A 12,908-nucleotide genomic window follows, 5' to 3' on the forward strand; every position below is an offset into this window, starting at 1 on the left:
ATGGTCGATGCGGCGCACCCTTGGATTGATCTTTGTCGCGGTCGTGGTGGCCGCGCTCGGTGCCGCCGGCGTCGTGGTCTATGCGCAGCAGACGCAGCCGATACCATTGCAGCCCGGGACGCCCGCGCCGGCCAAGAAGCCCGCCGCCACGGCGAAGCCGCAGCCACACAAGCAGCGTCCGCAGGAGGCGCAGACGCCGCCTGCTGCCGCGGCGTCCGTTCCGCCGCAGCAGGCGGGGCAGCAACCGACCGTGTTCGACGAGCATGCGCGGCAAGGCAACATCGCGACCTGCGCCAACCTGTTCGGGACGCTCGGCCGCGGCCTCGCGACGAATTCCAACTACACCGCGCAGTCGCAGTGGGACGCCAAGGCCGGCAATTCGCATTCGGTGCAGTCGCTGGTCGCGCTCGCACCCAACCAGGTCCCCCAGGGCCAACCCAATCAGCAGGCCGCCGGCGTCGTGTTTGCCGCGCCGGTCGGATCGTCCTGCGAAGGCAATCTGGTGCGGGTGACGCCCCGGGCGGAAAACTGCCCGACGGTTGCCGCCGAACTCGCCAAGCTCAACGGGCAAAGCGGCGCGCTCGGCGATCTCTCGACGATGGCGCTGCCGAACGGCGCGCAGGTGGTGCTGATTCCGTTCGGCAACGCCTGCGTCGCGGTGACCGCGCTGCGGGTCGCGGGGTAAACGTCGTCTCCGTCGATGGTGACGCCGGGGCCCATGATCGGGCTTGCGCCGCTGTTCCCTGCATCCCCCGCTAACATCTTGGCGATCAGCCGACAAAGGGCTGGATTTCCGCCGTCGGATAGTCAATTCTGATTTGGAACCTACCATCCGTGCCAAACGCGGAGGAGATGTCCCATGGAGGAAGCGCGTCCGGAGCGGTTTGTCCGCCACGTCGGCGGTGAACTGGTGTCGTCCGTGATCGCCAGGTCAGAGCCGGTCAGGGTCGAGCTGCTCAGCCGGACCTCCCGGCCGCGGATGAACTGGCATTTCCGCCAGCCCGAGCTGACGCTGTTCTGGTTCCGCAACGGCTGCTCGCGGTTGCGGGCCACCATCAACGGTCGGCCTGTCGAGCATGAGTTCTCCGAAACGGCAAACCTCGCGCTGTTTCCGGCCGGCACCGAGATCCAGGGCGAATGGTCAGTCGGGCCCGCGTTCGACTATGTTGTCGTGTTCCTCGATCCAACGTTCGTGCAGAGCCGCCTCAACGGTTTGATCGAACGGCCGGCGATTGCGTTCGGGCATGCCCAACTTTGCCGCGGGCTCGCCGAACTCTGCGAGGAGGCCGCGACGCCCGACAATCTGTTCGACCTGTTTGCCGAGGGCTGGGCCAGCCAGGCGCTGGCCCATATGGCGCGGCTGTCGCGCGGCATGGAACCGGTGAAGCCGCTGAGCCGCGGCGGATTGCCGGCACTCAAGCTGCGGAAGATCGAAGAGTTCGTGCGCGCGAATCTCGGCGAGACGATTTCGCTGTCGGCGCTGTCGGATGTCGCCGGCCTGAGCAAGCGGCATTTCCTGCGCGCCTTCCAGGAGAGCACCGGCACCAGCCCGCATCGCTACGTGCTCGGCCTGCGCATCGAATCGGCCAAGCGCCGCCTCAGCGACACCGACGAGAGCCTGACCAGCATCGCGCTGGCGTCGGGTTTCAGCCACGCCCAGCATTTCTCGACGTCGTTCCGGCAAGCCATAGGCATCAGCCCGTCGGCGTTCCGGCAGCAGCGCCGGGCCTGAGTTTCGGCGCTTTTTTGCAAGTCGCGGCGGTTTCCCGCAAGCGCCTGTGCATGGTCCATCGTATGCCGGGATCGCATTGGAGAAGGAAGCAACGCATGTCAGGGCCATTGGCGGGAGTTCGCGTACTTGATCTGACCGCGCGTCGTCTCCGGTCCGTTCGCGACGATGTTTCTGGCCGATCAGGGCGCGGATGTTCTGAAGGTCGAGCCGATCGGGGGCGACATCACCCGTCGCAGCCGCGCCAATGTCGACAAGACCGGCGAGTTCTCGGCGCTGTTCATCTCGTCGAACCGCGGCAAGCGCTCGCTCTCGATCGACATGAAGACCGATGCCGGCCGCGAGGTGCTGGGCAAGCTGGTTCGAGAGGCCGACGTGCTGGTGCAGAATTTCCGGCCCGGCACGATGGAACGTCTCGGGCTCGGTCCGGACGAGGTGCGCGGCAAGAACCCGCGGCTGATCTATGTCTCGATCAGCGGCGTCGGCGAGGACGGACCTTACGCCAAGAAGCGCGTCTATGACCCGATCGTGCAGGCCTTGTCGGGCTTCTGCGACGTGCAGGCGCAGCCCGTCACCAACCGCCCGCAGATGATCCGGACCATCGTCGCCGACAAGACGACGGCGGTCTATGCCGCGCAGGCGATCACGGCGGCGCTGTATGCCCGTGAGAAATCCGGCCGCGGCCAGCACATCCAGGTCGCGATGCTTGACGCGATGATCGCCTATCTCTGGCCCGAAAGCATGATGCAATACACCGTGGTCGGCCGCGAGCAGACCGCGTCGGATCCGAACGATCGTCCCGATCTCGTGTTCCAGACTTCGGACGGCTACCTCACCTGCGGCACGATCTCCGATTCCGAATGGCAGGGCTTCTGCAAGGCCACCGGAGATCCGGAGCTTGCCGCCGATGAGCGCTTCGCCACGCCGGCGTCGCGCTCGGTCAACGCGACGGCGCGTATCAAGAAGATGCAGGACTATATCGGCAGGCACACCACCGCCGAATGGCTGGCGCGGCTCGATGCGGCCGACGTGCCGTGCGCGCCGATCCTGCGCCGCGGCGAGATCATCGCCAACGAGCAGGTGGTGGCCCGCGGGCTGATCGCCGAGCTGGAGCAGCCCGGGGTCGGCACCGTGCGGCAGCCGAAGCCGGCGGCGCGGTTCGAGGTCGATACTGCGGCGATCGGCGGCCCGGCGCCGCGCATCGGCCAGCATACGAGGCAGGTGCTGCGCGATCTCGGCTACGGCGAGGCCGCCATCGAAGACATGATCGCGCAGAAGGCCGTGCGCGCGGTCTGAGCGGCCGCGCCGCGCAACGTCACGATTTTCGAACTGAAAGAACGCCGTCGGTGGGAGATATCCTATGGCCGAGAGGAACAAGACTGCCTTGCTGGTTGGCGCGGGCGATGCGATCGGCGCCGCGGTCGCGCGGCGGTTCGCGGCGGGCGGCTACTCCGTCTGCATCGCACGGCGCGATCCTGCGAAATCGGGCGCGCTCGTGGAGGAGCTGACGCGCGCCGGAGGCCGGGTCCACGCCTTTGCCCTCGACGCGCGGCGCGAGAACGAGGTGCAGGAGCTGTGCGAGCGGGTCGAGCGCGAGGTCGGACCGATCGAGGTCTGCCTGTTCAATGCCGGCTCGAACGTCAAGAAGGACCTCCACGAGACCAGCGAGAAACTGTTCTTCAAGGCCTGGGAGCTCGCCTGCTTCGCCGGATTCCTGGTCGGGCGCGAGGCGACGCGGCACATGCTGCGGCATGGTCGCGGCACCATGCTGTTCACCGGCGCGACCGCGAGCGTGCGCGGCGGCAGCGGCTTTACCGCCTTTGCGTCCGCGAAGTTCGGCCTGCGGGCGGTCGCCCAGGCGATGGCGCGTGAGCTCGGGCCGAAGAACATCCATGTCGCCCATCTCCTGATCGATGCCGGTGTCGACAGTCCGGCGATTCACCAGCGGATGGTCGACAGGGGCATCGACGCATCGGAGATCGCGCCGGATTCCCTGACGAAGACATCCTCGATCGCCGAGGCCTACTGGTTCGTGCACCAGCAAAGTCGCGACGGCTGGAGCCATGAACTCGATCTGCGGCCGTCGGTCGAGAAATGGTGATGCCATGCCGAAGGCGCTGACGCTGTGGGGCGTGGGGACATCGCGGACAATCCGGGCCCATTGGGCGTTGCACGAACTGGGACTGGATTATCGCTGCAAGCCGATCCTGCCGCGTTCCGGCGAAACCAAGACGCCCGAATACACGCTGCTCAACCCGCGCCAGAAGATACCCCTGTTGCAGGACGGCGACTTCACGATCGGTGAGAGCGCCGCGATCGTTGCCTATCTGTCGCGCACCTATTCCAATCCCGATGTTTCGCTGGTGCCGATCGAGCCGCGCGATTTCGCGCGCTGGCTGGAATGGTGCTTCTTCATCGTGGCCGAGCTGGACTCGACCAGCCTCTACGTGATGCGACGCCACGGTCTCCAGGGTCTCGCGCACATCTACGGCCACGCGCCCGACGTGGTCGGCAAGGCCGCGGAATATTTCCGCCAGCAGCTCAGGCACGTCGAAGTCGCGCTGTCGGACGGCCGCAGATATCTGATGGGCGATCAGTTCACCAGCGCGGACATCCTGCTCGCGACCTGCCTGGTATGGGCGATTGACTACGGCGTCGGGGTCTGTGACGTCGCGACGCCCTATCTCAACCGCGTCACCGCACGGCCGGCTTACAAGGAAAGCGTCGCGATCAACACCGTGAAGGCCTGAGTAGACCTATCGCGTCACAAGCCCCTCATGGTGAGGAGCGCGGAACGCGCGTCTCGAACCATGAGGCCCGACTGCGACCTACATCCTTCGAGACGCCCGCTCTGCGGGCTCCTCGGGATGAGGGGATGATGCCGTAGAGGTAGTCACCGGATTCAGAGCCGCTTGCTCTTTGCACCGCCGACGTCGCATGCCGGCGCAAGGCCGTAGCGGCCGTGCAGGCCACGCCAGAGACTGCCGCACAGGGCACTCAAGAGCTTGCGCATCGAACATCCCCCTCGTCGTCATCCTGCTGATGACCTCGATGAAATGACAGAGCCATTTCTGGGCAGGCCTGCGTAGTTTTTAAGCAGCGCGCCGTGGCCGTCGAACGCAGCGCACCGGAAAATCTTATGAGATTCAAATACCGGCGCGATGGCACGGCTCGTGCATCAAAAGCGTTGAGTTGGCCGCTAGGGTTCCGATCTTGCCAAGCAAGGTGCTGGTCCGAGAGCAGCCGCTTGCGGGGGAGACATCCTCGCAGGTGCACGGCGGGATAAAAGCCCGGGAGACCTCGTCAGCCAAGGGATTGGCGGAGCGATGGTCTTTTCGCCAGTCCCTTTTTGTGAAGTTTCGCAAGAGGGATCGGCAATGAACAAGTTCTCTTTATTCCTTCGCTCTGTTGTCATCGGCTGCGCGGTCGTGCTTGCGGCCGCACCTCCGGCCGACGCTGCGCCGAAGAAGAGCTTCAAGGTCGCCTGGTCGATCTATGTCGGGTGGATGCCGTGGGGCTATGCGGCCGACACCGGCATCGTCAAGAAGTGGGCCGACAAATACGGCATCGCGATCGAGGTCAAGCAGTTCAACGACTACGTCGAGTCGATCAACCAGTACACCGCCGGCGGCTATGATGCCGTCACCATCACCAACATGGACGCGCTGTCGATCCCCGCAGCCGGCGGCGTCGACACGACGGCGGTCGTGATGGGCGACTTCTCCAACGGCAATGATGCCGTGATCCTGAAGAACAAGGCCGATCTCGCCGCGATCAAGGGACAGACGGTCAATCTGGTCGAGTTCTCGGTGTCGCATTATCTGCTGGCGCGGGCGCTCGAGACCTCCAAGCTCAGCGAGAAGGACGTCAAGGTCGTCAACACGTCGGATGCCGATATCGCGGCTGCCTACAAGACGCCCGATGTCAGCGCGGTCGTGACCTGGAATCCGATCGTGACGGAGATCCTCGGCTCGCCCGATGCCAGGAAGGTGTTCGACTCCTCGCAGATTCCCGGCGAGATCATGGACCTGATGGTGGTGAACACCGCGGTGGCCAGGGACAATCCGGATTTCGCCAAGGCGCTGGTCGGCATCTGGTACGAGACGCTGTCCAGGATGACGGCGAACGATCCTGCTGCGAAAGCCGCCAAGGAGGCGATGGCCAAGGCCTCCGGCACCGACCTCGCCGGCTTCGACAGCCAGCTCTCGACCACAAAACTGTTCGACAAGGCGACCGACGCCGAAGCCTTTACGCGCAGCAAGACCGTCGGCGCGACCATGGATCGGGTGCGCAAGTTCCTGTTCGAGAAGGACCTGCTCGGCAAGGGCGCGAAATCGGCTGATGCCGTCGGCATCGAGCTCGCCGACAAGTCGGTGCTGGGCGACAAGGCGAACGTCAAGCTGCGCTTCGACCCGACCTACATGGACGAGGCCGCCAAGGGGAAGCTTTGAGCGCAAGCTCTGACCGCAGCACGACGCCTCAGCCAGGAGCCGACGATGCGACTTGTGAACATACGGCCGGGACGGCAGACGCGATTCTATCTGCTCGCGCTGCCGTTCCTGTTGGTCGCAATCGCCTACTTCGCCGGCTCCAGCGCGCGGCTCGCGCAGAACCCGAACGACAAGCTGCTGCCGGCGTTGCCGAGCATGGTGCAGGCGGTCAAGCAGATGGCGTTCGAGGTCGATCCGCGCACCGGCGGATACCTGATGCTGTCCGACACCGTCGCCAGCCTGGGGCGGCTGGGCTCGGCGCTGGCGATCTCGACGGTGGCGGCGCTGGTGCTCGGCATCGTGATCGGGCTGTTGCCGGGCGCCAATGCCTTGCTCGGGCCGTTCGTGTCGGTCACCTCGATGGTGCCGCCGCTGGCGCTGCTGCCGATCCTGTTCATCGTGATGGGGCTCGGGGAGAATTCCAAGATCGCGCTGATCGTGATCGGGACGTTGCCTTGCATGATCCGTGATCTCGCCATGAAGGTGCAGGAGCTGCCGCGCGAGCAGATCGTCAAGGCGCAGACGCTCGGTGCCTCGACCTGGCAGATCGCGCTGCGCGTCGCGATGCCGCAAACCTTGCCGCGGCTGATCGACGTGCTGCGGCTGCAGCTCGGGCCGGCGTGGCTGTTCCTGATCGCGGCCGAGGCGATCGCCTCCGATTCCGGGCTCGGCTACCGGATCTTTCTGGTGCGCCGCTATCTCGCGATGGACGTCATCATCCCCTACGTCGCCTGGATCACGCTGCTCGCGTTCCTGATCGATGTCGGCCTGCGCCTCATGCAGCGCAAGGTGTTTCCCTGGTTTGCCTCGGTGAGGGCGGAATGAGCGCAATCCGCTTCGACGACGTCTGGAAGGAATATGGCGACCACATCGTGCTTGAGCGCATCACGATGGAGGTCGAGCCGCGCGCCTTCATCGCGCTGGTCGGCCCGTCCGGCTGCGGCAAGACCACGCTGCTCCGCATGCTGCTCGGCGAGGAACAGCCGAGCCGCGGCCAGATCCTGGTCGACGGCAGGCCGTTGCCCGGCGAGCCGGATGCCGATCGCGGCGTGGTGTTCCAGCGCTACTCGGTGTTTCCGCATCTGACCGTCCTGCAGAACGTCATGCTCGGCCGCGAATTGCGCGATGCTAGATTCACTGGCCGCTTGTTCGGCGCAACGCGGCGCGCGGCCGCCGACGAAGCGATGAAGCTGCTTGCAGAGGTCGGGCTCGCCGGCCAGGAGAGCAAATATCCATCCGCACTGTCCGGCGGCATGCAGCAGCGCCTCGCGCTTGCCCAGGCGATCATGCGCGGTCCAAAAATCCTGCTGCTCGACGAGCCGTTCGGCGCGCTCGATCCGGGCATCCGCGCCGACATCCATCTGTTGATGAAGCGGTTGTGGAACGAGACCCATCTGACGGTCGTGATGGTGACGCATGACCTCAGCGAGGCGTTCGGGCTCGCGACGCGGGTGATCGCGCTGGAGCGGCAGCGCAACCGCCCCGAGGAGCGCGAGCGCTACGGCGCCACGGTGTCGCGCGACATCGAGATCTTTCCACGCCGCAGCGCCGAGCTGCGGCCATCGGCTCAACCAGCTCCGGTCGGGACGACCCGATCAGGCAAGGAGCATCAGCCGGGACGGCCCGGCGCTCTCGTCTTGAAGGAGCAACCATGATCCTCACAGAGGAACAGAACGCCGAGGTCGCGGCGCATACGCGACGCTACAACGAGCTGAAGGCGGCCGGGCAGGAGCACGCGCCGCGCGCGCTGCCGGCGCCGACTGCGCGCGACGCGGCGCTGATCGCGGCCGACGCGATCATCCATCGCGAGGTGATTCCGGCCGGCTGGTACTGGACCACGCGGCTGAACCGCGGCGATACGCTGCGCATCGTCAACACGTCGGGGCCATCCGCGGTCAGCCTGCTCGCCTGGAATGCCGCCGACACCGCCGAGCGGCTCAACCATGCCGACACCATCAAGGTGCAGTGGGCGGCGCGGCTGCAGAAGGGACGCGTGCTGCTGTCGGACATGGGGCGCGCGCTGCTCGCCATCACGGAGGACACCAGCGCCGCGCATGACGCCGTGGTCGGCGGCTCGACCGCGGCGACCAACCAGGCGAAATACGGTGAGGGACATTTCCGGAATACGCGCGACAACTTTGTTCTCGCTGCGGCCAAGCTCGGGCTCGACCGCCGCGATGTGCATCCCTGCGTCAGCTTCTTTGCACCGGTTTCGATCGACGCGGGCGGCAAGTTTATCTGGTCGGATCAACGCAGGCAGAAGGGCGACTTCGTCGATCTGCGCGCAGAAATGAATTTGCTGATCGCGCTGTCAAACTGTCCGCATCCGCTCGATCCGGCTTCCGCCTATCCGCAGGCGAGCGTGGAGATCGTGCGCTATCGCTCGGCAAAGCTCGCCGCCGACGATCTGTGCCGCACCGCGACCGCCGAGGCAGTTCGTGCCTACGAGAACAATGCGCTGTACTTCGGCGAGATCGGCGAAGGAGCCGCGCGATGACCACGCAATCCGTTCAGGCCCGCGGCCGCGTCGTTCTCGATGTCGAAATTCCCGCGCGCCAGCCGTGGTCGGCAATCATCCGCAAAGGGCAGACGCTGCGGATCACCGACACCCATGGCCAGCAGGCGGTCGATACGCTGTTCTATCGTGCTGACGATCTCGGCGAGCGCTACAGCGGGCAGGATACGCTGCGCGCGCAGGGCTCGGCCTATGTCGGGCTCGGCACCAGGATCATGTCCAATGAAGGTCGCGTGATGCTGCGCGTCACCGCCGACAGCTGCGGCCTGCACGACACCTCGGCCGGCGCCTGCTCGTGCGAGAGCAACACCGTGCGGTTCGGGCATCAGACCCGCTACCAGCACGCCTGCCGCGAGAATTTCGTGATCGAAGCGGCAAGGCACGGCCTGTCGAAGCGCGACATCGTGCCGAATTTGAACTTCTTCATGAACGTGCCGATCGATCCCGCCGGCAATTTCACCGTGGTCGATGGTGTCTCCAGGCCCGGCGACGCGATCGAGCTGGTGGCCGAGATGGACGTGCTCTGCCTGATCTCGAACTGCCCGCAGATCAACAACCCCTGCAACGGCTTCTTCCCGACGCCGGTCCAGGTGACGATCTTCGAGCCGGAGGCGTGAGGCATGTTCAGCAAGGTCCTGATTGCCAACCGCGGCGAGATCGCCGGGCGGATCGGCAGAACATTGCGTCGCATGGGGATCGGATCGGTCGCGGTCTATTCCGACGCCGACCGCTTCACCCGGCCGGTGCTCGACGCCGATGAGGCGGTGCGCATTGGTCCGGCGCCGGCCGCCGAAAGCTATCTGAACGTCGATGCGATCATGGCGGCGTGTCTTGCGACCGGCGCAGAGGCGGTGCATCCCGGCTACGGCTTCCTGTCGGAGAACCGCCGCTTTGCCGAACGGCTCGCCGAGCACGGGATCACCTTCATCGGGCCGCGGCCTGAGCATCTCGATGCGTTCGGCCTCAAGCACAAGGCGCGCGAGATCGCCGAACGGAGCGGCGTGCCGCTGCTGCCGGGTTCGGGCCTGCTGGAGACCATCGACGAGGCGGTGCAGCAAGCCGAAGCGATTGGCTTTCCGTTGATGCTGAAGAGCACGGCCGGCGGTGGCGGCATCGGCATGCAGCTCTGCCACGACATGGCGACGCTGCGCGAGCGCTTCGAATCGGTGCAGCGCACGGCGCGGGCGAGCTTTGGCGACGCCCGGGTCTATCTCGAACGGTTCGTCGCCCGGGCCCGCCACATCGAGGTGCAGATCTTCGGCAACGGCAAGGGCGATGTGGTGGCGCTCGGCGAGCGCGACTGCTCGCTGCAGCGTCGCAATCAGAAGGTCTTTGAGGAGACGCCCGCGCCGGGGCTCTCCGCCGGGATCCGCCGGCGGCTGCACGCGGCCGCGGTGTCGCTCGGCAAGGCGGTATGTTACGAATCGGCGGGCACGGTAGAGTTCATCTACGACGTCGAGCGCGAGGACTTCTACTTCCTGGAGGTCAACACCCGCCTCCAGGTCGAGCACCCCGTCACCGAGCAGGTTTATGGCGTCGACCTCGTCGAATGGATGATCCGGCAGGCGGCCGGCGAGGACGTGTTGGGCCAGGCAGGCGCGCTCGCGCCGAAGGGAGCTGCGATCGAGGTGCGGCTCTATGCCGAGAACCCGGGCGCCGGCTTTCGGCCGAGCGCGGGCCGGCTGACGCAGGTCAGCTTCTCCCCGGACGCGCGGATCGACGGGTGGATCGAGACCGGCACCGAAGTGTCGCCGTTCTACGATCCGATGCTGGCCAAGATCATCGTGTCGGCCGATACGCGCGAGGCCGCGATCGCGCGGCTATCAAAGGCGCTGGATGACACGGTCGTTGCCGGCATTGAGACCAATCTCGATTATCTGCGCGCCATCGCCGCATCCGACGTGTTCCGCAGCGGGCGGGTCGCGACCAGCGTCCTCGGCGCGTTCGGCTATCGCCCCCGCACCATCGACGTCGTCGCGCCGGGAGCGCAGAGCGGCGTGCAGGAACTGCCCGGCCGCCTGCACCTCTGGCATGTCGGCGTGCCGCCGAGCGGTCCCATGGACGAGCGGTCGTTTCGCCTCGCCAACCGCGTGGTCGGCAACCCCGAGACGACGACCGCGCTGGAGCTGACGGTCAACGGGCCGACCTTGCGCTTCAACACCGATGCGATCGTCGCACTCGCGGGCGCGCAGATGAAGGCGTCACTCGACGGCACTGATGTCGCCTATCACGAGCCGGTCGCGGTGCGCGCGGGCCAGACGCTCGCGCTCGGCAGCATCAAGGGCCCAGGCCAGCGCACATATCTCGCCGTGCGTCGCGGCATCGACGTGCCGGAGATTCTCGGGTCGCGCGCGGTGTTCGCACTCGGCGCCTTCGGCGGTCATGCGACGGGCGCGCTGAAGGCGGGCGACGTGCTGCATATCGGTGCAGAGTCAGCAGATCTCGCCGCGCCGCGGCGCGCGACGGAGGACGAGCGGGCAGAGCTCACCTCGGCCTGGCTGATCGGCGTGGTCTATGGTCCGCATGGCGCGCCGGATTTCTTCCTCGACGAGGATATCGAAACGCTGTTCGCATCAAGCTACGAGGTGCACTTCAACAGCGCGCGCACCGGCGTGCGGCTGATCGGGCCGAAGCCGCGTTGGGCGCGTGCCGACGGCGGTGAGGCCGGGCTGCACCCGTCGAATATCCACGACAATGCCTATGCGGTCGGCTCGATCGATTTCACCGGCGATATGCCGATCATTCTCGGGCCCGACGGGCCGAGCCTCGGCGGCTTCGTCTGTCCGGCGGTCGTCGCGCGCGATGAGCTCTGGAAGATCGGCCAGCTCAGGCCGGGCGACACTGTCCGCTTCGTGCCGGTCAAACGCGACGATCCGGTTGCGGGTCCCACGATCCTGAAGGCGCCCGAGCTCGGCTCGGCCGTCATCGGCCGCAACGAGAATGGGCCGATCCCAGTGGTGTACCGCCGCGCCGGCGACGACAATCTCCTGGTCGAATATGGCCCGATGGAGCTCGACATCGCGCTGCGGCTGCGCGTGCACGTACTGGCGCAGGCGCTGGAGGACGCGAAGCTCGGCGGCCTGATCGATCTCACGCCCGGCATCCGCTCGCTGCAGATCCATTACGACGGCACGGCGCTGTCGCGGGGAAGGCTGCTCGACGTGCTCAGGCGGATCGAGCGCGAATTGCCTGATGTCGACGCCATGCGGGTGCCGAGCCGCATTGTGCATCTGCCGCTGTCGTGGCGGGACCCGGAGGCCGAGCTTGCGATGCGCAAGTATCAGGAACTGGTGCGCGCGGACGCGCCGTGGTGTCCGTCGAATGTCGAGTTCATCCGGCGCATCAACGGGCTTGCGGGCGAGGACGATGTCCGCCGCATCGTGTTCGACGCGGATTATTTCGTGCTTGGCCTCGGCGACGTCTATCTCGGTGCGCCGGTTGCGACGCCGCTCGACCCGCGACACCGGCTGGTGACCACGAAGTACAATCCGGCGCGAACCTGGACGCCGGAGAACGCGGTCGGAATCGGCGGCGCCTATATGTGCATCTATGGCATGGAAGGGCCGGGCGGCTACCAGCTGTTCGGCCGCACCATCCAGGTCTGGAACACCTGGCGCACGACGCGGGTGTTCGAACCGGGCCATCCCTGGCTGCTGCGGTTCTTCGACAAGATCCGCTTCTTCCCGGTCGATGCCGATGAGCTGCTCGACGCCCGCGCCGCATTCCCGCACGGGCAATACGACATCAGGATCGAGCAGGGCGAGTTCTCCTACGCCGATTATGCGAGGACATTGGGGGAGGCGCAGCCGTCGATCGCCGCGTTCAAGTCAACGCAGCAGGCGGCCTTCGATGCCGAACGGCAGCGCTGGCGCGAGATGAAACTCGACGAGGCACCGGCTGAACTGGTCGATGCGAGTGCCGCTGCGACCGGCATTCCCGATGGCCAGATCGGAGCGTTCTCCGAAGTCCCCGGCAACATCTGGAAGATCCTGGTCGAGGAGGGCGCCGAGGTCTCGGCCGGTGATGTGCTCGCCATCATCGAGTCCATGAAGATGGAGATATCGGTGCTGTCGCCGGCGGCGGGCCGCATTGCGTCGGTGCCGGTCAAGCCCGGCCAGACCCTGCGCGCCGGGGATGTCGTGGCGTTGATCCGGCCGAGTTAGGGCGGGACGTC

Annotated in this window: 11 protein-coding genes and 1 riboswitch; all 11 genes read left to right on the plus strand. The window is 66.2% G+C overall.

Annotation, left to right across the window (positions count from 1 at the left end; translation table 11 throughout):
* The first annotated feature begins 7 nt into the window (after window positions 1-7).
* The 11 genes from ACVILL_RS18540 to uca all read left to right on the plus strand — a co-directional run bounded on the left by ACVILL_RS18540 (window position 8) and on the right by uca (window position 12,897).
* Window positions 8-685 (plus strand): hypothetical protein, encoded by a 678-nt coding sequence (locus tag ACVILL_RS18540; RefSeq protein ID WP_456730372.1) that lies wholly within the window; start codon window positions 8-10, stop codon window positions 683-685.
* Between the two features lie 174 nt (window positions 686-859).
* Window positions 860-1,732, plus strand: coding sequence for a helix-turn-helix domain-containing protein (locus tag ACVILL_RS18545; RefSeq protein ID WP_456730373.1), 873 nt, complete (start codon window positions 860-862; stop codon window positions 1,730-1,732).
* A gap of 165 nt (window positions 1,733-1,897) precedes the next feature.
* The gene (locus ACVILL_RS18550) at window positions 1,898-3,025 is read left to right on the plus strand and encodes a CaiB/BaiF CoA transferase family protein (protein WP_456730374.1); all 1,128 of its coding nucleotides are present in this window, start codon (window positions 1,898-1,900) and stop codon (window positions 3,023-3,025) included.
* Between the two features lie 64 nt (window positions 3,026-3,089).
* A complete protein-coding gene (locus ACVILL_RS18555) occupies window positions 3,090-3,830 on the plus strand; it encodes an SDR family NAD(P)-dependent oxidoreductase (RefSeq protein ID WP_456730375.1) in 741 nt (246 codons plus the stop codon).
* A gap of 4 nt (window positions 3,831-3,834) precedes the next feature.
* Window positions 3,835-4,479 (plus strand): glutathione S-transferase family protein, encoded by a 645-nt coding sequence (locus ACVILL_RS18560; RefSeq protein ID WP_456730376.1) that lies wholly within the window; start codon window positions 3,835-3,837, stop codon window positions 4,477-4,479.
* Between the two features lie 438 nt (window positions 4,480-4,917).
* Window positions 4,918-5,028: riboswitch (guanidine-I (ykkC/yxkD leader) on the plus strand.
* Window positions 5,029-5,106: 78 nt separating this feature from the next.
* Window positions 5,107-6,180, plus strand: coding sequence for a putative urea ABC transporter substrate-binding protein (locus ACVILL_RS18565; protein WP_456730377.1), 1,074 nt, complete (start codon window positions 5,107-5,109; stop codon window positions 6,178-6,180).
* A 45-nt stretch (window positions 6,181-6,225) separates the two neighbouring features.
* Window positions 6,226-7,044: an ABC transporter permease gene (locus tag ACVILL_RS18570; protein ID WP_456730378.1), complete on the plus strand. Its 819-nt coding sequence runs from the start codon at window positions 6,226-6,228 to the stop codon at window positions 7,042-7,044.
* Window positions 7,041-7,874, plus strand: coding sequence for an ABC transporter ATP-binding protein (locus tag ACVILL_RS18575; RefSeq protein ID WP_456730379.1), 834 nt, complete (start codon window positions 7,041-7,043; stop codon window positions 7,872-7,874). The genes ACVILL_RS18570 and ACVILL_RS18575 overlap by 4 nt, the downstream gene beginning before the upstream one ends.
* Window positions 7,871-8,716 (plus strand): urea amidolyase associated protein UAAP1, encoded by an 846-nt coding sequence (locus ACVILL_RS18580; protein ID WP_456730380.1) that lies wholly within the window; start codon window positions 7,871-7,873, stop codon window positions 8,714-8,716. Before ACVILL_RS18575 ends, ACVILL_RS18580 begins: the two co-directional genes overlap by 4 nt.
* The gene (locus ACVILL_RS18585) at window positions 8,713-9,351 is read left to right on the plus strand and encodes an urea amidolyase associated protein UAAP2 (protein ID WP_456730381.1); all 639 of its coding nucleotides are present in this window, start codon (window positions 8,713-8,715) and stop codon (window positions 9,349-9,351) included. The genes ACVILL_RS18580 and ACVILL_RS18585 overlap by 4 nt, the downstream gene beginning before the upstream one ends.
* A gap of 3 nt (window positions 9,352-9,354) precedes the next feature.
* Complete coding sequence (uca, locus tag ACVILL_RS18590) at window positions 9,355-12,897, plus strand: urea carboxylase (protein WP_456730382.1); 3,543 nt, start codon at window positions 9,355-9,357, stop codon at window positions 12,895-12,897.
* Window positions 12,898-12,908 lie beyond the last annotated feature (11 nt).

Source organism: Bradyrhizobium sp. USDA 3364, assembly GCF_054056355.1.

Excerpts from the sequence above, each read along its gene's own strand:
- ACVILL_RS18540 (WP_456730372.1), top strand. The coding sequence starts at position 8 with ATGCGGCGCACCCTTGGATTGATCTTTGTCGCGGTCGTGGTGGCCGCG.
- ACVILL_RS18545 (WP_456730373.1), top strand. The coding sequence starts at position 860 with ATGGAGGAAGCGCGTCCGGAGCGGTTTGTCCGCCACGTCGGCGGTGAA.
- ACVILL_RS18550 (WP_456730374.1), top strand. The coding sequence starts at position 1,898 with ATGTTTCTGGCCGATCAGGGCGCGGATGTTCTGAAGGTCGAGCCGATC.
- ACVILL_RS18555 (WP_456730375.1), top strand. The coding sequence starts at position 3,090 with ATGGCCGAGAGGAACAAGACTGCCTTGCTGGTTGGCGCGGGCGATGCG.
- ACVILL_RS18560 (WP_456730376.1), top strand. The coding sequence starts at position 3,835 with ATGCCGAAGGCGCTGACGCTGTGGGGCGTGGGGACATCGCGGACAATC.
- ACVILL_RS18565 (WP_456730377.1), top strand. The coding sequence starts at position 5,107 with ATGAACAAGTTCTCTTTATTCCTTCGCTCTGTTGTCATCGGCTGCGCG.
- ACVILL_RS18570 (WP_456730378.1), top strand. The coding sequence starts at position 6,226 with ATGCGACTTGTGAACATACGGCCGGGACGGCAGACGCGATTCTATCTG.
- ACVILL_RS18575 (WP_456730379.1), top strand. The coding sequence starts at position 7,041 with ATGAGCGCAATCCGCTTCGACGACGTCTGGAAGGAATATGGCGACCAC.
- ACVILL_RS18580 (WP_456730380.1), top strand. The coding sequence starts at position 7,871 with ATGATCCTCACAGAGGAACAGAACGCCGAGGTCGCGGCGCATACGCGA.
- ACVILL_RS18585 (WP_456730381.1), top strand. The coding sequence starts at position 8,713 with ATGACCACGCAATCCGTTCAGGCCCGCGGCCGCGTCGTTCTCGATGTC.
- uca (WP_456730382.1), top strand. The coding sequence starts at position 9,355 with ATGTTCAGCAAGGTCCTGATTGCCAACCGCGGCGAGATCGCCGGGCGG.